Here is a 17,974-nt window from a genome sequence, read left to right as displayed (position 1 = left end):
TGAGACAGCATCTGCGGTCAACTGTATTGAAATCAATAGCAGCTTGCGTAGTCTGCACAAGACTCAAGGCCTGAAAACCATGAATCCCGACTGAGGACTGCCATACCCCGAAACATCAATGGCGGGTCGCCGTGGCAAAGCTTGCATTGCGCAAAAAGCTGGCAGGCATCTGCAGATTGGGCGCGCTGCTTTGCTGAGGGTGAGAAGCCAGCAGTTCGTCCAGACGCGGATCACGCAGCATCACGGTCTGGCCGTTGGGACCAGCAACGGCCACCACGGTGGAGGACTGGGCTTCCGAACCCAAGGGCATGGCGGTCTCTTCACCACCCGAACCGGGCTGACTCAAGCCCAGCGATGCGGCGGGCGCAGCGGCCACTACGACATTCGGGCTGAGAGCAGCGAGCTGCACCCCCCCCTGGCGACCGTACAGTCCCCCCGAGCCCGCAATCATGACCCCCCAACCAACGGCGGCCACGGCAGCAACCGAGGCAAAGCCGGCTGCCATCTTCCAGCGGAAGACCGATGCATTGGCTGCCTGGCGGGCAGGCAGGCTGACCAGGGTTGCGCCATTGCCCAGCGCCTGCCCACGCTCCTCGGCAGCTGTGATCTGCTCCAGACCGCCCACACTCAGTGAACTGGCCGCATCCGCGGTCACACCGGGCAGATGAATGCCGCGGATCGGCTCGCGCTCCATATGCGCGCGCACACCGCTCAAAATATCGTGCTGACTGTGATGTGCCAACTCGGGAGAACGCAGCACATCGCCAATCAGGTGGTACATGGCCCAGGACTGCTGGCCTTCGTCGCTTTCCGCATAGGAGAGCACGGCCTGCATCTGGAACGAGGAAGCCTCGCCATCCACCAGTGCCGACAACTGTTCCTGCTTGATCAGATCGTCATTCATGAAGTTCACCTGCTCGTCTTGCCTGTACTACCAACGCTTTCCACCCTGGCGCTCCAGCAAGGGCTTGACCCTGGCCGAAATCGCCTCGCGTGCCCGAAAGATGCGCGAGCGCACCGTACCTATGGGACAGTCCATCGCCTGCGCGATTTCCTCATAGCTGAGCCCCTCGATTTCGCGCAGCGTGACCGCCTGGCGCAAATCCTCGGGCAAAGCCTCCATGGCGGCATTGACGGCTTCGGCAATTTCACGCGCCGCCAACACTGTTTCCGGGGTTTCCTGAGTCGTTAGTTCCTGTCTGTGAACAGAAGTTTCATCCTCATCATCCCCAGTGTGTAACGCGCTCTCCGTCATCACCGGCGAGCGATGCATTTCCATCAAGGCCTTCTTGGCCGTATTGACGGCAATGCGGTACAGCCAGGTGTAGAACTGGGCCTCGCCGCGGAACTGGTGCAAGGCCTTGTAGGCGCGGATGAAGGTTTCCTGCGTGATGTCAGGCACCAGATCGACATCGCGCACCATGCGGCCCACCAGACGTTCGATGCGACGCTGGTATTTGATGACCAGCAGCTCAAAAGCCCGTGTGTCGCCAGCATTGGCTCGTTCGACCAGAGCCAGATCGCTGTCGGCAGAGGGAGTGGGAAAATCGGGTGGTGTCATGAAAGGCCAAGCGGCGTGCTGCCATAACCGGCGAAGGCCTAGCCTTGCTCTGCCAGCGGCACGATGGAGGAATATACCGCACGCCGCAAGTCTCCCCATTGCTCGGGGCTGTGTCGCTGAGACAGGAAAATCCATAGCACCCTGCGCCTGCCGCCCTTGGCCCTGAGCACCAGAACATCGGAAACGCTGAGCCAAAGCCAGTGGCCGCCATCAAACCCCACTCCCAACCGCACGGGCAATGACTGTGCAGTTGGCAGGTTTTCGGCCTCCAGCAACCAATGCTCGCCATTCCAGAGCAGACGTCCTTGGGGCCAGTTCCGCCACTGCGCGCAAAGCAGCGTCGCAGCCAGCATCAGGGCCGGCAGGGTCAGCAGCAGTTGCAGACCGTTCCCCCTGGCCTGCAGGCACCAGGCCAGCAGGGCCGTCAACAGACCAGCCCCAATCAGCAGCAGCGCCACGGCGGCCCAGACTGGCCGCTCGAAGGCGTAGGCAACTGCGGGAGCATGGTAGCGGGCACTCATGAGCAGACCATGTGCGAAAACCCGGCTGCCGCAAAGCTAGGGAAAGCACGATCAAGCCGCACATGGAACAAAGCCCGCAAGGCCAGGGCCTGTGCGGGCTTGTGCAGAAACGGCTCGAAGCGGCTTAAACGCGCTTGAAGACCAGCGTGCCGTTGGTGCCACCGAAACCGAAGTTGTTCTTCACGGCAACTTCCAGCTTGGCGTCACGCGCCGTGTTGGCGCAATAGTCCAGATCGCACTCGGGATCCTGGTTGATCAGGTTGATGGTCGGAGGAATCTTCTGGTCGTGCAGCGCCATCACGGTGAAAACGCTCTCGATGCCGCCCGCGCCACCCAGCAGGTGACCCGTCATGGACTTGGTCGAGCTGACCACCAGATTCTTCTTCGCAAACTCGCCCATGGCCGCCTTGATGGCATTGGACTCGTTCGCATCGCCCAGCGGCGTGGACGTGCCGTGCGCGTTCAGGTAGTTGACCTGATCCTGGTTCACACCGGCATTGCGCAAAGCGTTGAGCATGGCACGGCGCGGGCCGTCCATATTGGGTGCGGTCATGTGACCGGCGTCGGCACTCATGCCAAAGCCTGCCAGCTCCGCGTAAATCTTGGCGCCACGGGCCTTGGCGTGTTCGTACTCTTCGAGCACCAGCACGCCGGCACCTTCGCCGAGTACAAAACCGTCACGGTCCTTGTCCCAGGGGCGCGAGGCAGCCTTGGGGTCGTCGTTGCGCGTTGACAGCGCACGCATGGCAGCAAAGCCGCCCACACCCAGAGGCGAAACAGTGGCTTCCGTGCCACCGGCCACGACGATGTCTGCATCGCCGTATTCGATCATGCGTCCGGCTTCGCCGATGCAGTGCAGGCCTGTGGTGCAGGCTGTCACTATCGACAGATTCGGCCCCTTGAAGCCAAATCGCATGGACACATGCCCTGCCACCATATTGATGATGGAAGCAGGCACGAAGAACGGCGTGATGCGGCGAGGACCGCGGGCAGCCAGTTCTGCGTGAGTGTTCTCGATCAGCGGCAGGCCGCCAATGCCCGAGCCGATCACGCAGGCAATGCGTGTGGCCAGGTCTTCGGACAGGGCTTCACCTGTGGGCAGGCCTGCGTCCAGAACGGCTTGCTCCGCAGCCGCGATGCCGTAATGAATGAAGGTATCCATGGAGCGCGCATCTTTGGCGCTCATGTATTTCTCCACATCAAATCCCTTGACCTCACCTGCAATCTTGCAGGAGAAGTTCGACGCATCGAACTTGGTGATGAGGTCAATACCGGACTGGCCGGCCAAAAGATTGGCCCAGGCTTCGCCCACCGTGTTACCCACGGGGGAGATGCAGCCCAGACCGGTCACGACAACGCGACGACGGCTCATGCGTTCAAACCTTTAACTGATCGCTGAAAAAAGACCTTAGGCCTTTTGGTGGGTATTGGCGTAGTCGATGGCGTTTTGCACCGTCGTGATCTTCTCTGCGTCTTCGTCAGGGATCTCGATGCCGAATTCATCTTCCAGGGCCATCACCAGTTCCACTGTGTCCAGGGAGTCAGCGCCCAGGTCAGCCACGAAGGCCTTTTCGTTGGTCACTTGGGACTCTTCAACGCCGAGTTGTTCGGCAATGATTTTTTTGACACGTGCTTCGATATCGCTCATGGTTTCCCTCAGGGGGTTGTGAATGAACCCGCGATTCTAGCCGTTTCGGGAGAAGCCCCTTGGCGGCTGGCCGTCGCGAGGAAACGGCCACTGAACTTGCAAAAGTGTTCAGCTTCTGGCAGCAAGTGCGGCAAACACCACGCAAACTGCCGAAATTTCTTACATGTACATGCCGCCGTTGACGTGCAGTTCCTGCCCCGTCACATAGCCAGCGCCGACAGAGGCCAGATAGGCCACGGCATGCGCGATGTCGCTGGGCTGACCCAGATCACCCATGGCGATCTGTGCCTTGAGCGCAGCCTTCTGCGCCTCTGGCAGATCTGCCGTCATGTCCGTGGCGATGAAGCCCGGAGCCACACAGTTCACGGTGATGCCGCGGCTGCCCAGCTCCTTGGCCAGAGCACGGGTCATGCCAGCTACGCCAGCCTTGGCTGCAGCGTAGTTGGCCTGACCGGCATTGCCCGAGGCACCAACCACGCTGGTGATGCTGATGATGCGGCCGAAACGCTGCTTCATCATGGGACGAATAGCCGCACGGCTGACTCGGAAAACAGCCTTCAGATTGGTGTCGGTGACGGCATCCCAATCGTCATCCTTCATGCGCATTGCCAGGGTATCGCGGGTAATACCTGCGTTGTTGACCAGCACATGCAGGCCGCCGTCATTCTTGACGATGGAGTCGATCAGGGCATCCACGGCAGCGCCGTCGGTCACGTTCAGCGTGACACCACGGCCACCGAAGGCAGACAGAGCCTGGCTGATCTTTTCAGCACCGGCATCCGATGTGGCCGTGCCAATCACTTGATAGCCCTTGGAGGCCAGCTCCTGCGCGATGGCGGCACCAATGCCACGGGTGGCACCGGTGACCAGGGCAACCTGGGGCTTGGTCTGGTTATCAGTCATGCGAGCAATTCTTTCACGTCAGCCAGGGTGGCTGTATCAAACAGGGGAACACCCGTCAGGTCGGCGTCAATACGCTTGACCATGCCGGCCAGCACCTTGCCGGGTCCACATTCCACGATATGGGTCACGCCGCGAGCCTTGATGGCCTGGACGCACTCCACCCAGCGCACCGGCCCAAAGGCCTGACGATACAGGGCATCGCGAATCGCATCGGCATCCGTTTGGACGGTGACGTCGATATTGTTGATGACGGGAATCTGAGGTGCGGCCAGCGTCAGTTCGGCCAGCGCAGCCTTGAGCTTTTCAGCAGCAGGCTTCATCAGACTGGAGTGGAAAGGCGCGGACACGGGCAGAGGCAGAGCACGCTTGGCGCCAGCAGCCTTGACCGCTTCGCAGGCCTTCTCAACGGCCAGCTTGCTGCCGGCGATCACTGTCTGACCAGGGTCGTTGAAGTTCACGGCCTCCACCACTTCGGCACCGCCCAGCTGGGCCGTCACTTCGGCACAGACCGCCTTGACCTTATCCGCATCCAGCGCCAGCACGGCAGCCATGCCGCCCGTGCCAACGGGCACGGCATCCTGCATGGCAGCAGCACGCAGACGCACCAGCGGAGCTGCCTGAGCCAGCGTCAGCACGCCGGAAGCGACCAGCGCCGAGTATTCACCCAGGGAGTGGCCGGCCACGGCATCGGGCAACGCACCGCCTTCTGCCTGCCAGACACGCCAGGCCGCAACACCGGCAACCAGCATCACGGGCTGGGTATTGGTGGTCAGCGCCAGAGCTTCCTTGGGACCTTGCTTGATCAGCAGACCCACATCCTCGCCCAGAGCCTCGGAGGCTTCGGCCACAGTCTGAGCCACGACGGGATGATCCCCCCAGCCATCCAGCATGCCCACGGACTGCGAACCCTGGCCAGGAAATACAAATGCGAATTTCTTCATATTTCTTAGTATAAAAATTGCCTGAAACGCTTATTTATATTGCGTCTACAGCTACATCTTGAGGAGCACCGCACCCCAGGTGAAGCCACCGCCAACCCCTTCGAGCAGGACGGTCTGGCCTTTTTTGACCTGTCCGCTGCGTACACCGTGATCGAGTGCCAGAGGAATCGAGGCCGCCGAGGTGTTGCCATGCTGATCGACGGTCACCACCACCTTGTCCATGGACAGCTTGAGCTTGCGCGCCGTGCTTTGCATGATGCGGATATTGGCCTGGTGCGGGATCAGCCAATCGATGTCGGCATCCGTCAGACCCGCTTTTTCCAGCGCGGAGCGAGCCGCCTTGTCCAGCACGCTCACAGCCAGCTTGAAGACAGCCTGACCATCCATCTTGAGCAGGGGGTCACCCAGCACATTGCCGCCGGAGACATTGCCCGGCACGCAGAGAATGCCGACATGGCTGCCATCGGCGTGCAATTCGGTGGACAGGATGCCTGGCTCGTCGGAGGCCTCCAGCACCACGGCGCCAGCGCCATCACCGAACAGCACGCAGGTCGTGCGGTCGTTGAAATCCAGGATACGGCTGAAGACTTCGGAGCCCACCACCAGCACGCGCTTGGCAGCGCCGGTCTGGATCATGGAATCGGCCACCGTCAGTGCATAGACGAAACCGCTGCACACGGCCTGCACATCGAAGGCCGGGCAGCCATTGCTGATGCCCAGCTTGTGCTGCAGGATGGCTGCCGTCGAGGGAAACACCATGTCCGGAGTGGACGTGGCGACAATGATCAGATCGATATCCGAAGCCTCGATGCCTGCGGCCTCGATGGCCTTGCGGCTGGCCTCAAGAGCCAGGTCGCTGCTGGTCACATCGGGCTCGGCAAAGTGGCGTGCACGAATACCGGTGCGCTCGACGATCCACTCGTCCGAGGTTTCCAGTCCGCGCTGAGCCAGCTCGGCTGCGAGGTCGTGATTGGTCAGGCGGCGGGGCGGCAGGTAACTGCCGGTGCCAATGATGCGTGCGTAGCGTCTCATGTCTTCTATCAGGGCGCCGAAGTTCCAGATTCCGTCTGCGCTGCCAGCAGCAAAGGTGCGGCAGCAGCAATACGGCTGCGGACACGGTCAAGCAGGTTGTTGCGTGCCGCATCATACGCGCGGTTCAAAGCATGCTCGAATGCCATTGCATCAGCCGAGCCATGGCTTTTGAAGACCAGCCCGCGCAGACCCAGCAACGCAGCGCCGTTGTAACGACGATGATCAACACGCTTCATCAACGCAGATAACACCGGATAGGCAATGATGGCAGCAATCTTGGTGAAGATGTTGCGCTTGAACTCTTCCTTGAGAATTCCCGAGATCATCGAGGCAACCCCCTCGGTGGTCTTGAGTGCAACGTTACCAACGAAACCATCGCACACGACAATGTCCACCACACCCTTGAAGGTGTCGTTGCCTTCCACATTTCCGTAGAAGTTGAGATTGCCCGCATCACCTGCAGCGCGCAGCAGCTCGCCGGCACGCTTGATGACTTCGCTGCCCTTGATCAGCTCTTCACCGATATTGAGCAGGCCGACACTGGGCGCCTCCGTATTCTTGAGCGCAGACACCAGGGCCGAACCCATGACCGCAAACTGCAGCAGGTGCTCTGCCGTGCAGTCCACATTGGCCCCCAGATCCAGCATGGTGGTGTCACTGCCCTTGGCATTGGGCAAACCAAAGGCAATGGCCGGACGGTCAATGCCATCCAGCGTCTTGAGCAGATAGCGCGAGATCGCCATCAGCGCCCCGGTATTGCCCGCCGACACTGCAGCCTGAGCCGCACCATTCTTGACCTGCTGTACAGCCACGCGCATGGACGAGTCCTTTTTCTTGCGCAGCGCTATTTCCACAGGATCATCCATGCTCACCACCTCCGTGGCGGGAACAATGGTCACGCGCTCATGCTTGAAGCCGGCCAACTCCTCGGCCTTGCCGACCAGCAGCAGATGCGCATCGGGGTGTGAATTCAGAAACTGACGGCACGCGGCCAGCGTGACGCGGGGGCCATGATCGCCCCCCATGCAGTCAACAGCCAAATTAATCATGGGCGACTGACAAATCCAATTAGGCTTGGGATGATGAATTGAAGGATCCGAGGACCACAACAGAAGCTATTTGCAAAACCAGCGTTGAGATTTTGCAGCAAGGCCTGTCATGACAGGCTTTGCAAATATCTCCCATAAAAACAAAAGCCTGTTGCTACAAAAAATGTAGCAACAGGCTTTGCGAATGCAGTCGTCGCTTAGGCTTCGGACTTGTTCTTCAGCACTTGACGGCCACGGTACACGCCGTTGGGGCTGATGTGGTGGCGCAGGTGTGTCTCGCCGGTAGTGGCTTCAACAGCGATGCCAGGCACATTCAGTGCATTGTGCGAACGGTGCATGCCGCGCTTGGAGGGAGACTTCTTGTTTTGCTGAACAGCCATGATGGCTCCTGTGTATCTTGAAAGGGTTGGTAACACGACTCACACAGCAAGACCGGGCAAAAAACTCTGCCTTTCGACGCACCTACCGAGAGTAAGAGTGCGCCCTTGTCCGTGCAAGTCCTAAAAAAACGCGATCAGCCCATTAAAGACACGAGGGGGTTTCGCGCGAAGCTCACGATTATAGCGCAAACGCTTTTCGCGGCCCAGGCAAAATCAAATCCCCACCGTGCTATGGGATGGATCAGTCGGCAGACTTGCCTACATTGAGAGATTGCAGCACGGCAAAAGGGTTTTCCTTTTGCTCGTTGGCCTGCTCGAAGGCGTCATCGCTGACCTCCAGCTTGACGGGGACCGGGCAGACCTCATGGCGAGGCACTACAGGCACTTCCATCAGCAACTCGTCCTCGATCAGCTCCAGCAGATTGAACTCGCTGCTCAATGCCAGCACATCCTCATCGCTGTCATCATCTTCCAGTTCTGCCGTCGCTTCGTCCGGAACGAAGCGAAATGACCGATCCACGTAAAGGGGAATATCGGCCTCGGTCAGGCAGCGCTGGCAGGTCAGCGGCAAAGCCACCTCGGCACTCAGATGCAGCCATACGTGGCCGCTGCCGCCTTTTTGCTCCACCAGTTCGCCTTCGGCCTCCCAGTGCACCAAGGGCTGTTCGCCGGTAATCGCCAACGCATCGGCCGCCAGACGCTTGAAGTCCGACAATGGTGCCTGACCATGCAGATGACCTGCAGCCTGCGCGAAAGCACGCACATCCAGCCGGGTCGCAGAAAAATCCTTGCTCATGCAGCCAGTGTAAGAGAATCCCGCAATGCCCGACTTATTGATTGCCGGACGACTTGAGCGTCCATTGATTCTTGGCTCCACCTCGCGCTACCGCCGTGAGCTGCTCAGCCGCCTGCAACTACCGTTCGAGACGGTGTCTCCCGAAGTGGATGAAACCCCGCTCAGCGGCGAAACACCCCACGATCTGAGTCTGCGTCTGGCCATAGCCAAGGCACAGGCCGTGGCCCAGTTGCACCCCGGCGCCATTGTGATCGGCTCCGACCAAGTACCCGAGCTCGATGGCCAGCCCCTGTCCAAGCCCGGCACCCACGAGCGCGCCACCGAACAGCTGCGCCAGATGAGCGGCCGCCAGATGAATTTCCACACCGGCGTCTGCGTGAGCTGTGCCGAAACCGGCTTCACGGAATCCAGCGTGGTCACGGTGCAAGTGCGCTTTCGTGAACTGAGCGATGTCGAGATCGAGCGCTATCTGCGCGCCGAGCAACCCTATGACTGTGCAGGCTCGGCCAAGAGCGAAGGCCTGGGCATCGCCCTGCTGGATGCCATCGTCAGCGACGACCCCACGGCACTGATAGGGCTGCCGCTGATCCGCACCTGCCAGCTGCTGCGTGCCGCAGGAGTGGTTCTGCCATGAGTGAAACATCGAAAAGCAAAGCAGGTACCCTTTATCTGGTACCTGCTCCACTCGATTTCGGCTGCGAAAGCCAGACCGCTTTGACCGAGGTGCTGCCTGAGGGCACGCTGCGCCGCGCCGCCTCTCTGACTCACTGGATCAGCGAAAACGCCAAGACCGCACGCGCCTACCTCAAGCGCATCGACGCCTTGTTCCCGCTGGCTGCGCCGCTGCAGGCCCAGAACATTGCAGAGTTGCCACGCGAAGCCCACAAAAAAGGCGACCACGGCAACAAGGGCGGCGCCGTCTTCGACCCCAAGCCCCTGCTGGCACCGGCTCTGGCCGGGCAGGACATGGGTTTGATCAGCGAGGCGGGCATGCCCGCAGTGGCCGACCCCGGCAGCTCCATCGTGCGTGCCGCCCATGATCTGGGCATTCGCGTCGTGCCGCTGACGGGACCGGTCTCGCTGCTGCTGGGCCTGGCGGCCAGCGGCCTCAACGGCCAGAACTTCGCCTTTGTCGGCTATGTGCCCCAGGATGGCACCGAGCGAACGGCCCGCATCAAGGAACTGGAGAGCCTGGCCCTGCGCCATGGCCAGACCCAGCAGTTCATCGAAACGCCTTATCGCAATGCCGCCCTCTGGCAGGCCTTGCTGCAAACCTTGCAGCCGAATACCCGGCTGGCCCTGGCCAGCGGATTGACGCTGGAGACTGCACGCATTGAAAGCCACCTGGTGCGCGAATGGCGCCAGCGCAACGCGCCTCCCGACAACCGCACGCCTGTGGTGTTCGCCATAGGCCGTTGAACTCCAAGAAACAAAAAAGCCTGCGGCCAATACCGCAGGCTTTTTTTATAGCTACCAGCGCTTATCCAGAGAGTCCAGCAGCCCTCTGATGTTTGATCAGCGAATGCTTGGCACCAGGCCGCGCATGGCTTTGACCGATCCCTCGCCGATGGCGGCGCCAAAGCGCTTGGCCAGGCGCTCGGCCACATTGTCGCGGCGGGTGTAGTCGATGACTTCCTCGGCCTTGACTACCTCACGCGCCACATAGTCGAGGCTGCCCAGCTTGTCGGCCAGGCCCAGATCCACGGCCTGCTGGCCGGTCCAGAACAGTCCGCTGAACATTTCGGGGGTTTCATGCAGACGGTCGCCACGGCCGGCCTTGACCACGCCGATGAACTGCTGGTGAATCTGCTCCAGCATCTGCAGCGCAAATTCCTTTTGCTGCGCCGACATGGGGCTGAACGGATCGAGAAAGCCCTTGTTCTCGCCAGCCGTCAGCAGTCGGCGCTCCACCCCCACCTTGTCCATCACGCCGGTGAAGCCAAAGCCGTCCATGAGCACGCCGATGCTGCCCACGATGCTGGCCTTGTCGACGAAGATTTCGTCAGCCGCCGCCGCAATGTAGTAGGCCGCCGAGGCGCAAGACTCCTCGACCACCGCATACAGAGGCTTGTTGTACTTGGCCTTGAGACGCGTCATCTCGTCGTTGATGATGCCTGCCTGCACGGGGCTGCCGCCGGGCGAGTTGATCAGCAGCACCACGGCGCGCGAGCCCGAATCTTCAAAGGCGCTGCGCATGGCAGCCACCACGAACTCGGCGCTGGCGTCCGCTCCCGAGGCGATCTCGCCCTTGATCTCGACCACCGCGGTATGCGGCGAGGTGCTGGTCTTGGTGGCCGTGTCCTTGAAGAACACCGCCCACAGCACCAGCAGCACCACCACGGACCACAGCAGACGGCTGAAAAAGCGCCAGCGCCGCGCCGCCCGCTGCTCCTTGATGGAGGCGAACACCAGCTTTTCCAGCACATCGCGCTCCCAGCCCCCGTTCCCCGAGGCCTTGGCCGCGGCAGCGGGCGCCTCAGCGGACGCGGCAGGCGCCTTGGACCACAGGTCCGCGCCCGGCGTCACATGCGACTGGGAATCATGGTTGTCAGGAGTACTCATCTCAAAACTTCAGAGGTTTCAGTTGTGGCCCAGTATGCCAGTGCACCAAGCCGCCGCTTTCGCTCAAGGCGATTTTTACCAGCCCACCACGGCAAGGACCGCCTGCACAGGCACCGCTGTCAGGTTCGTAGGCAGCTCCGTGGGTAGAACACAACAGCCAGCGACCGGAATCGTCAAAAAACTGACCTTCCTGGTAGTCCATTTCCATGGGGATGTGGCTGCAGCGGTTCAGATAGGCATAGACCTGCCCCTGGTAGCGGATGGCAAAAGCGCGGCTGCTCTGACCCGCATAGAGCAACTCGAAGCCCACGGCCCGGCCGCCGTCGACGAGATCGGCACTGGCACACAGCTCCACGGTCTCGGTCATGGCCGCCCTCACGCGTTGGCCAGCAGCCAGACCCGCAGCTGCGCTGCGGAGTCGGCCACGAACAGCGGACCGAACTGGGCAAAGCCGTCGGGAGCATGGGCACCATAGGACACCCCCACACAGGCACAGCCGGCATTCTGCGCCATCTGCAAATCGTGCGTGGTGTCGCCAATCATTAGCGTTCGCTCGGGCTCCACACCGAATTCGGCCATCAGCTCGTGCAGCATCAGCGGACTGGGCTTGCCGGCGGTCTCATCGGCCGTGCGCGAACCGTCGAACAATCCCTTGAGCTGCGGATCCTGCAGCGCATGATTGAGCCCCATGCGGCTCTTGCCCGTGGCCACGGTCAGCCAGTGACCGCGCTCGCGCAGCTCGGCAAGCAGCGGCAATATGCCGTCAAACACACAGATATCGTCCTGATGCTTGAAGAAGTGAAAGCGATAGCGATTGGCCAGCTCAGGATATTTTTCGGGCGGCACATCGGGTGCCGCGCGGGCCAGGGCCGGCATCAGCGCCATGCCGATCACATAGGCAGCCTGCTCGTCGCTGGGCACGGTGCCGCCCACATCACGCACAGCCTCCTGGATGCTGCGACTGATGATGGCCGTGGAATCCGCCACCGTGCCATCCCAGTCGAATGCAATCAGATCGAAGCGGCGTGGTCGCCGGGCGCTATGGTTTTCAGTAGTCATGAAGCCTGTCAGTTCACAAAATCCGCCAGCTCCGGCGGCAGCTCGGCGCGCAGCTCGACACGCTCGCCGCTGGCGGGATGATTGAACTGTAGCCGCCAGGCGTGCAGAAACATGCGCTTGAGGCCCTGCTTTTGCACACGACGGTTGAGATCAAAATCACCATATTTGTCATCGCCCACGATGGGATGCCCCTGCGAGGACAGATGCACTCGGATCTGGTGGGTACGACCCGTCTTGATGGTCACCTCCAGCAGACTCATGGCAGGCAGCCCCTGCAAGGGGCGCGGCTCGATCAGCTTTCTGACCTTGACCAGGGTGATGGAACGCATTCCATCCGGGTCATCGGCCGTGGTCACGCGCACGCGGCGCTCGCCGTCGGCCTGCAGATACTTGTGCAGCGGCAGATCGATGACCTTCTTGTTGGCCGGCCAGGCTCCTTGCACCAGTGCCAGATAGGTCTTGCCGGTCTCGCGCTCGCGAAACTGGTCCTGCAGATTGATGAGTGCGGAACGCTTTTTGGCGACCAGCAAAATGCCCGAGGTTTCGCGATCCAGCCGGTGCACCAACTCGAGGAACTTGGCATCGGGACGCGCCTGGCGCAGTTGCTCGATGACGCCAAAGCTCACGCCCGAGCCTCCATGCACGGCCACGCCGGCAGGCTTGGACAATGCAAGCATGTGTTCGTCATCCAACAGTGCGGGAAAGTCCTTAGCCGGCGCCGGGCGTTCCGCTTTTTCAGCCACCTTGTCGGAAATCCGGACCGGGGGAAGACGCACCACATCGCCGGGCTGAACCCGGGTCTCTGCACTCACGCGCCCCTTGTTGATGCGCACCTCACCACTGCGGATGATGCGGTAGACATGGGTCTTGGGCACCCCCTTGAGGTGGCGCATGAGAAAGTTGTCGAGTCGCTGTCCGGCGGAGTCTTCATCGACCTCGATCAGCCGTACCGAGGCCGTGGCCGTATTCTGGGACCGGTCCTGTGCCGGTTTGCCCTCTATAATGTGTTTCACCTGTGCCGAGCTTAGTTGTAAGTGATTGATTCGCATGGAGTTTAGTCCAAACAATCATTTCCCACCGCACAGGCAGGTCGATGCCCGCCAGTTTTGCACACGCAAATTGCAGTCAAGATGAGCTGCAGCAGCCTGTGAGAGCCTGGCAAAGGCTGACGAATTGAAACACTGATACGGAATCTCATACCGTGCAGTTGTCCAGGCAAAAGCAGCCTGCAACTGTCGGTTCTCTCAACGAGCATGTGGATCTTTTGGACATTGCTGATCAACCTCTGGGGCAAGGCACGGCCGGCCCCCGGGACGAGTCATGTCTCGAAGAAACCACCCACCTCCCTAGCACGCGCGTCGGCTTCTTTTGTACCCCGTCTGCATGCGCGTCCTCTCCCGCTCGTCCCCCGGCCTGTACCTCCGCTACTGACTTGAGATCAGGCCAGTAGCGCCGTCCTGTACCGCCCCAGATTCCTCATCCGTTTCAACTCGTTCGTCTGGCATCACGGCTCCTGTTGAGCCTGTCTTTGATTACCAGTCAAAGGTGCGTTGGTCTGTGACCAACGTGCCTCATAAAACGAATAAAGGAAGTGCATCATGAAACGGATGCTGATTAACGCGACGCAGTCCGAAGAACGCCGCCTGGCCATTGTGGACGGCCAGAAGCTGCTGGACTACGAGATCGAAATCGAAGGTCGCGAACAACGCAAGGGCAATATCTACAAGGCCGTCGTGACCCGCGTCGAGCCATCTCTCGAAGCCTGCTTTGTGGACTACGGCGAAGACCGTCACGGCTTTCTGCCCTTCAAGGAAATCTCCAAGCAATACTTTGCCGAAGGCGTCTCGCCCAGCCAGGCCCGCATCAACGACGTGATCCGCGAAGGTCAGGAGCTGATCGTCCAGGTCGAAAAGGAAGAGCGCGGCAACAAGGGCGCAGCCCTGACCACCTTCATCTCGCTGGCCGGCCGCTATGTGGTGCTGATGCCCAACAACCCCCGTGGCGGTGGCGTTTCGCGCCGCATCGAGGGCGAGGATCGTGCTGAGCTCAAGGAGGCCATGGACCAGCTCGAGTACCCCAAGGGCATGTCCATCATTGCGCGCACCGCCGGCATCGGCCGCTCGGCCCCCGAGCTGCAGTGGGACCTGAACTATCTGCTCAAGCTGTGGAGCGCCATCGACGGTGCCGCCAAGGCCTCCAAGGGTGCTTTCCTGATCTATCAGGAATCCAGCCTGGTGATCCGCGCCATCCGCGACTATTTCAACAATGACATCGGCGACATTCTGATCGACACCGATGACATCTACGAGCAGGCCCAGCAGTTCATGGCACATGTGATGCCCGAGCACGCTGCACGCGTCAAGCGCTACCGCGATGACGCCCCCCTGTTCTCGCGCTTCCAGATCGAGCACCAGATCGAGTCCGCCTACTCGCGCACCGTGACCCTGCCTTCGGGCGGAGCCATCGTGATCGACCACACCGAAGCCCTGGTCTCCGTGGACGTGAACTCGGCCCGCGCCATCAAGGGCGGCGATATCGAAGAAACCGCGACCCGCACCAACCTCGAGGCAGCCGACGAAGTGGCGCGCCAGATGCGCCTGCGCGACCTGGGCGGCCTGATCGTGATCGACTTCATCGACATGGAAGAGGCCAAGAACCGCCGCGAGGTGGAAAACCGCCTGCGCGATGCCCTGCGCCAGGACCGCGCCCGCGTGCAGTTCGGCACCATCAGCAAGTTCGGCCTGATGGAAATGAGCCGCCAGCGCCTCAAGCCCGCCTTGTCCGAAGGCGCCCACATCAACTGCCCACGCTGCGGCGGCTCGGGCCACATCCGCGACACGGAAAGCTCGGCGCTGCAGATTCTGCGCATCATCCAGGAAGAGTCCATGAAGGACAACACGGCCGCCGTGCACTGCCAGGTGCCCGTGGAAGTGGCGTCCTTCCTGCTCAACGAGAAGCGCAGCGAAATCACCAAGATCGAGCTCAAGCAGCGAGTCAACGTGATCATGGTGCCCAACAAGTCCATGGACACGCCGCACTACAAGCTCGAGCGCCTCAAGCACGATGACTCGCGCCTGGAATCCATGGAAGCCAGCTACAAGCTGGCCGACGAACCCGAAGAGGTGACCACCGTCACCCGCCGCTCACAGGAGCCGACCAACAAGCAGACTCCCGTCATCAAGGGAGTGCTGCCCGATGCTCCCGCGCCGATTGCCGAGCCTCGTCCCCCCCGCCAGCCTCGCGCTGCCGCTGCTGCTGCGACGCCTGCTCCCGCTGCAGCCCGCCCAGTGGTGCGCGAGCAAGGCTTCTTTGCCTGGCTCAAGAATCTGTTCGGCTTTGGCGCGCCGGCTCCCGTGGCAGCGCCCGCTCCCGTGGCCGAGGCTCCCGCCCCTGCCGCCCGTGAAGGCAGCCGCGACGGCCGCCGAGGCGAAGGCCGTGGCGGTGACCGCAATCGCCGTGGCGGTGACCGCAACGAGCGCAGCGACCGCAACAGCGCGGAGCGCAATGGCAGCGAACGCGGTGACCGCAACAACCGCCGCAATGCCCAGGGCCGTGATGAGCAGCAACGCAACGAGCGTCCCGAGCAGCAACAGCGCCCCGAGCGCGGCAACCGCCGCGGTGGCGAACGCAACGAGCGCCGCGACGACCGCCAGCCCCAGGTGGCAGAAGCCGCGCTGAATGGCGAAGAGTTCAACGCAGCTCCCAAGCCCGAGCGCAACCGCCAGGAACGCGGTGAGCGTGCGGAACGCAATGAGCGCGGCGAACGTGGTGAAGGCCGCCGCGAGCGCCAGAATCGCAACGCCGATGCCCAGCCCGTCATGCAGGCCGTGTCCGACGAAGCGGTACTGAACACCGCCCAGGTCGAAGGTTCTGACGCTCAGGTGCAGGACGGCGCACAAGGCGGCGAGGCTCGCGAGCCCCGTCAGCGCCGTTCGCGCGACCGCTATGGCCGTGACCGCCGCGACCGTGCACCGCGCGATGCCCAGGCAGAAGGCCAGGCTGCCGAGCAGATTGCCGAAGCCCAGGCCCCGGTCGAAGTGCCTGCCGCAGACGCTGACGAGCAGCCGGCACGCCGCAGCTACTTTGATGCTGTGGCACCTCAGGCTCAGGCAGAGCCAGCGCCCGTAGCTGCAGAAGTGCAGGCGCCCGTGGTTGCAGCAGAAGCCGCGGTGGCTGTCGCTCCTGTGGCAGAACTCTCTCAGCCCGTGCAAGCAGAACCTGCGGCTACCGCAGAGCCTCAGGCTGCCGCTGTGGAACCTGTGGCTGAAACCGAGGCTCCTGCCCCGGCAGTCGCAACGCCCAAGGCTCAGAGCTATGCGCTGCCGATTGACGAGCTGCAAGCCCTGGCAGCCGCATCGGGTCTGGAATGGATCAACTCCGATGCCGAAAAGATCGCCGCCGTCCAGGCTGCGATTGCCGCCGAGCCCAAGCCCGTGCGCATTCCGCGCGAGCGCCCGCCCGTGGTGGTGCTCGACGAAGGCCCGCTGATTCTGGTCGAGACCCGCAAGGATCTGAGCCTGATGCAGCTGCCGTTCGAGAAGGAAGAACAGGCTGCAGGTATCAACGCCTAAGCAGACTGCCTTCCGGCATCACAGGGCCAAGGGGACCGTCCACTTCGGTGGATGGGGCCTTGGCCCTTTTTCATGCGCCCTTTCTTTGATTGAGTGAACGTCAAGCCATGTTGTTTCTGATCTCTCCGGCCAAATCGCTGGACTATGAAAGCCCTGTTTCCGCCGAGTTGCCGCACACGCTGCCGGTTTTCAAAAAGCAGCCCCTGGAACTGATCGCAGTGCTGCGCGAGAAATCGCCCCAGCAGATTTCCGAGCTCATGAGCATCAGCGACAAGCTGGCCGTACTCAATGTGGGCCGCTACGAAGCGTTCAGTTCCAAGTTCACCACCAGGAACTCGCGCCAGGCCGTGCTGGCCTTCAATGGCGATGTCTACGAAGGTCTGAATGCCGCCAGCCTCAAGCCCAGGGAGCTGGACTGGGCCCAGGAGCATGTCGTGATCCTGAGCGGCCTCTACGGCGTGCTGCGCCCGCTGGACCTGCTGCAGCCCTATCGCCTGGAGATGGGCACCCGGCTGGAAAACGCCAAGGGCAGCAACCTCTATCAGTTCTGGGGAACCCAGATTGCCGACTACCTGAACGAGCGCAGTGCCACTCAAGCCGAGCACGGTGACGCCCATGCCGAGCGCATTGTCGTCAACCTGGCATCGCAGGAATACTTCAAGGCCGTTGATCTCAAGGCACTCAAGGCCCCCGTGGTCGAATGCGTTTTCGAGGACTTCAAGGGCGGCAAGTACAAGATCATCAGCTTCCATGCCAAGCGCGCACGCGGGCTGATGGTGCGCTGGGCCGTTCAGCACAAGGCCAGGAAGGTGGCCGACCTGCGCAAGTTCGATCTGGAAGGCTATGCGCTGGCCGAGCAGGCCAGCACGCCCGGCAAGCTGGTGTTCCGCCGCAAGCTGCAAGACTGACGCCGCGCATTGAAATCGGCATCAGTGCACACTAGCATTGTCG

General features: G+C 61.6%; 19 protein-coding genes. 4 read left to right on the top strand and 15 right to left on the bottom strand.

Annotated features, from left to right (window positions below):
• Window positions 1-115 precede the first annotated feature (115 nt).
• From CTR2_RS05105 to CTR2_RS05055, 11 genes are all read right to left on the bottom strand, one after another.
• Window positions 116-904, bottom strand: coding sequence for a sigma-E factor negative regulatory protein (locus CTR2_RS05105; protein ID WP_087085236.1), 789 nt, complete (start codon window positions 902-904; stop codon window positions 116-118).
• A gap of 27 nt (window positions 905-931) precedes the next feature.
• On the bottom strand, window positions 932-1,561 hold the full coding sequence (gene rpoE / locus CTR2_RS05100; protein WP_003064186.1) for an RNA polymerase sigma factor RpoE: 630 nt from the start codon (window positions 1,559-1,561) through the stop codon (window positions 932-934).
• Window positions 1,562-1,599: 38 nt separating this feature from the next.
• Complete coding sequence (locus CTR2_RS05095; protein WP_087084827.1) at window positions 1,600-2,082, bottom strand: hypothetical protein; 483 nt, start codon at window positions 2,080-2,082, stop codon at window positions 1,600-1,602.
• Between the two features lie 124 nt (window positions 2,083-2,206).
• Window positions 2,207-3,454 (bottom strand): beta-ketoacyl-ACP synthase II, encoded by a 1,248-nt coding sequence (gene fabF / locus CTR2_RS05090; RefSeq protein WP_003057981.1) that lies wholly within the window; start codon window positions 3,452-3,454, stop codon window positions 2,207-2,209.
• Between the two features lie 36 nt (window positions 3,455-3,490).
• A complete protein-coding gene (gene acpP / locus CTR2_RS05085) occupies window positions 3,491-3,730 on the bottom strand; it encodes an acyl carrier protein (protein ID WP_003058049.1) in 240 nt (79 codons plus the stop codon).
• Between the two features lie 159 nt (window positions 3,731-3,889).
• Window positions 3,890-4,633 carry a 3-oxoacyl-ACP reductase FabG gene (fabG, locus tag CTR2_RS05080; protein WP_046461207.1) on the bottom strand — a complete coding sequence of 248 codons (744 nt, stop codon included), beginning with the start codon at window positions 4,631-4,633 and terminating at the stop codon, window positions 3,890-3,892.
• Window positions 4,630-5,574: an ACP S-malonyltransferase gene (gene fabD / locus CTR2_RS05075; RefSeq protein ID WP_087084828.1), complete on the bottom strand. Its 945-nt coding sequence runs from the start codon at window positions 5,572-5,574 to the stop codon at window positions 4,630-4,632. The genes fabG and fabD overlap by 4 nt, the downstream gene beginning before the upstream one ends.
• Window positions 5,575-5,625: 51 nt before the next feature.
• Window positions 5,626-6,606, bottom strand: coding sequence for a beta-ketoacyl-ACP synthase III (locus CTR2_RS05070; protein ID WP_087084829.1), 981 nt, complete (start codon window positions 6,604-6,606; stop codon window positions 5,626-5,628).
• Between the two features lie 8 nt (window positions 6,607-6,614).
• Complete coding sequence (gene plsX, locus CTR2_RS05065; protein ID WP_034364877.1) at window positions 6,615-7,655, bottom strand: phosphate acyltransferase PlsX; 1,041 nt, start codon at window positions 7,653-7,655, stop codon at window positions 6,615-6,617.
• Window positions 7,656-7,852: 197 nt separating this feature from the next.
• A complete protein-coding gene (rpmF, locus tag CTR2_RS05060) occupies window positions 7,853-8,035 on the bottom strand; it encodes a 50S ribosomal protein L32 (protein ID WP_003058062.1) in 183 nt (60 codons plus the stop codon).
• A 241-nt stretch (window positions 8,036-8,276) separates the two neighbouring features.
• Complete coding sequence (locus CTR2_RS05055) at window positions 8,277-8,831, bottom strand: YceD family protein (RefSeq protein ID WP_087084830.1); 555 nt, start codon at window positions 8,829-8,831, stop codon at window positions 8,277-8,279.
• Between the two features lie 25 nt (window positions 8,832-8,856).
• Between CTR2_RS05055 and CTR2_RS05050 the strand changes: the two genes are divergently transcribed.
• Window positions 8,857-9,465 carry a Maf family nucleotide pyrophosphatase gene (locus tag CTR2_RS05050; protein WP_087084831.1) on the top strand — a complete coding sequence of 203 codons (609 nt, stop codon included), beginning with the start codon at window positions 8,857-8,859 and terminating at the stop codon, window positions 9,463-9,465.
• Window positions 9,462-10,250 carry an SAM-dependent methyltransferase gene (locus tag CTR2_RS05045; protein ID WP_087084832.1) on the top strand — a complete coding sequence of 263 codons (789 nt, stop codon included), beginning with the start codon at window positions 9,462-9,464 and terminating at the stop codon, window positions 10,248-10,250. Before CTR2_RS05050 ends, CTR2_RS05045 begins: the two co-directional genes overlap by 4 nt.
• A gap of 96 nt (window positions 10,251-10,346) precedes the next feature.
• On the opposite strand, the gene CTR2_RS05040 is transcribed toward CTR2_RS05045, so the two are convergent.
• From CTR2_RS05040 to CTR2_RS05025, 4 genes are read right to left on the bottom strand one after another with little or no spacing between them, the layout of a single operon-like run.
• Window positions 10,347-11,393 carry a S49 family peptidase gene (locus CTR2_RS05040; RefSeq protein WP_087084833.1) on the bottom strand — a complete coding sequence of 349 codons (1,047 nt, stop codon included), beginning with the start codon at window positions 11,391-11,393 and terminating at the stop codon, window positions 10,347-10,349.
• Window position 11,394: 1 nt separating this feature from the next.
• Window positions 11,395-11,760 carry a Rieske (2Fe-2S) protein gene (locus CTR2_RS05035; RefSeq protein ID WP_087084834.1) on the bottom strand — a complete coding sequence of 122 codons (366 nt, stop codon included), beginning with the start codon at window positions 11,758-11,760 and terminating at the stop codon, window positions 11,395-11,397.
• Window positions 11,761-11,768: 8 nt separating this feature from the next.
• Window positions 11,769-12,452: an HAD family hydrolase gene (locus tag CTR2_RS05030; protein WP_087084835.1), complete on the bottom strand. Its 684-nt coding sequence runs from the start codon at window positions 12,450-12,452 to the stop codon at window positions 11,769-11,771.
• An 8-nt stretch (window positions 12,453-12,460) separates the two neighbouring features.
• Window positions 12,461-13,465 (bottom strand): RluA family pseudouridine synthase, encoded by a 1,005-nt coding sequence (locus CTR2_RS05025; protein WP_034400767.1) that lies wholly within the window; start codon window positions 13,463-13,465, stop codon window positions 12,461-12,463.
• A 585-nt stretch (window positions 13,466-14,050) separates the two neighbouring features.
• Between CTR2_RS05025 and CTR2_RS05020 the strand changes: the two genes are divergently transcribed.
• Both CTR2_RS05020 and yaaA read left to right on the top strand, forming a co-directional pair.
• Complete coding sequence (locus CTR2_RS05020) at window positions 14,051-17,023, top strand: Rne/Rng family ribonuclease (protein WP_087084836.1); 2,973 nt, start codon at window positions 14,051-14,053, stop codon at window positions 17,021-17,023.
• 107 nt (window positions 17,024-17,130) lie between these two features.
• Entirely contained in the window at window positions 17,131-17,931 is an 801-nt protein-coding gene (yaaA, locus tag CTR2_RS05015) for a peroxide stress protein YaaA (protein WP_087084837.1), read from the top strand.
• Window positions 17,932-17,974: the final 43 nt, after the last annotated feature.

Origin of the sequence: Comamonas thiooxydans, assembly GCF_002157685.2 — a bacterium.
In the GTDB taxonomy this organism is placed as follows: Bacteria; Pseudomonadota; Gammaproteobacteria; order Burkholderiales; family Burkholderiaceae_C; genus Comamonas; species Comamonas testosteroni_H.
The sequence above is the reverse complement of the archived record's forward strand: the minus strand, read 5'-3'. Positions and strand labels throughout refer to the sequence as shown.

Bases quoted from the DNA above. Each gene is read 5' to 3' on its own strand.
- CTR2_RS05105 (WP_087085236.1), bottom strand. From the start codon at position 904: ATGAATGACGATCTGATCAAGCAGGAACAGTTGTCGGCACTGGTGGAT.
- rpoE (WP_003064186.1), bottom strand. From the start codon at position 1,561: ATGACACCACCCGATTTTCCCACTCCCTCTGCCGACAGCGATCTGGCT.
- CTR2_RS05095 (WP_087084827.1), bottom strand. From the start codon at position 2,082: ATGAGTGCCCGCTACCATGCTCCCGCAGTTGCCTACGCCTTCGAGCGG.
- fabF (WP_003057981.1), bottom strand. From the start codon at position 3,454: ATGAGCCGTCGTCGCGTTGTCGTGACCGGTCTGGGCTGCATCTCCCCC.
- acpP (WP_003058049.1), bottom strand. From the start codon at position 3,730: ATGAGCGATATCGAAGCACGTGTCAAAAAAATCATTGCCGAACAACTC.
- fabG (WP_046461207.1), bottom strand. From the start codon at position 4,633: ATGACTGATAACCAGACCAAGCCCCAGGTTGCCCTGGTCACCGGTGCC.
- fabD (WP_087084828.1), bottom strand. From the start codon at position 5,574: ATGAAGAAATTCGCATTTGTATTTCCTGGCCAGGGTTCGCAGTCCGTG.
- CTR2_RS05070 (WP_087084829.1), bottom strand. From the start codon at position 6,606: ATGAGACGCTACGCACGCATCATTGGCACCGGCAGTTACCTGCCGCCC.
- plsX (WP_034364877.1), bottom strand. From the start codon at position 7,655: ATGATTAATTTGGCTGTTGACTGCATGGGGGGCGATCATGGCCCCCGC.
- rpmF (WP_003058062.1), bottom strand. From the start codon at position 8,035: ATGGCTGTTCAGCAAAACAAGAAGTCTCCCTCCAAGCGCGGCATGCAC.
- CTR2_RS05055 (WP_087084830.1), bottom strand. From the start codon at position 8,831: ATGAGCAAGGATTTTTCTGCGACCCGGCTGGATGTGCGTGCTTTCGCG.
- CTR2_RS05050 (WP_087084831.1), top strand. From the start codon at position 8,857: ATGCCCGACTTATTGATTGCCGGACGACTTGAGCGTCCATTGATTCTT.
- CTR2_RS05045 (WP_087084832.1), top strand. From the start codon at position 9,462: ATGAGTGAAACATCGAAAAGCAAAGCAGGTACCCTTTATCTGGTACCT.
- CTR2_RS05040 (WP_087084833.1), bottom strand. From the start codon at position 11,393: ATGAGTACTCCTGACAACCATGATTCCCAGTCGCATGTGACGCCGGGC.
- CTR2_RS05035 (WP_087084834.1), bottom strand. From the start codon at position 11,760: ATGACCGAGACCGTGGAGCTGTGTGCCAGTGCCGATCTCGTCGACGGC.
- CTR2_RS05030 (WP_087084835.1), bottom strand. From the start codon at position 12,452: ATGACTACTGAAAACCATAGCGCCCGGCGACCACGCCGCTTCGATCTG.
- CTR2_RS05020 (WP_087084836.1), top strand. From the start codon at position 14,051: ATGAAACGGATGCTGATTAACGCGACGCAGTCCGAAGAACGCCGCCTG.
- yaaA (WP_087084837.1), top strand. From the start codon at position 17,131: ATGTTGTTTCTGATCTCTCCGGCCAAATCGCTGGACTATGAAAGCCCT.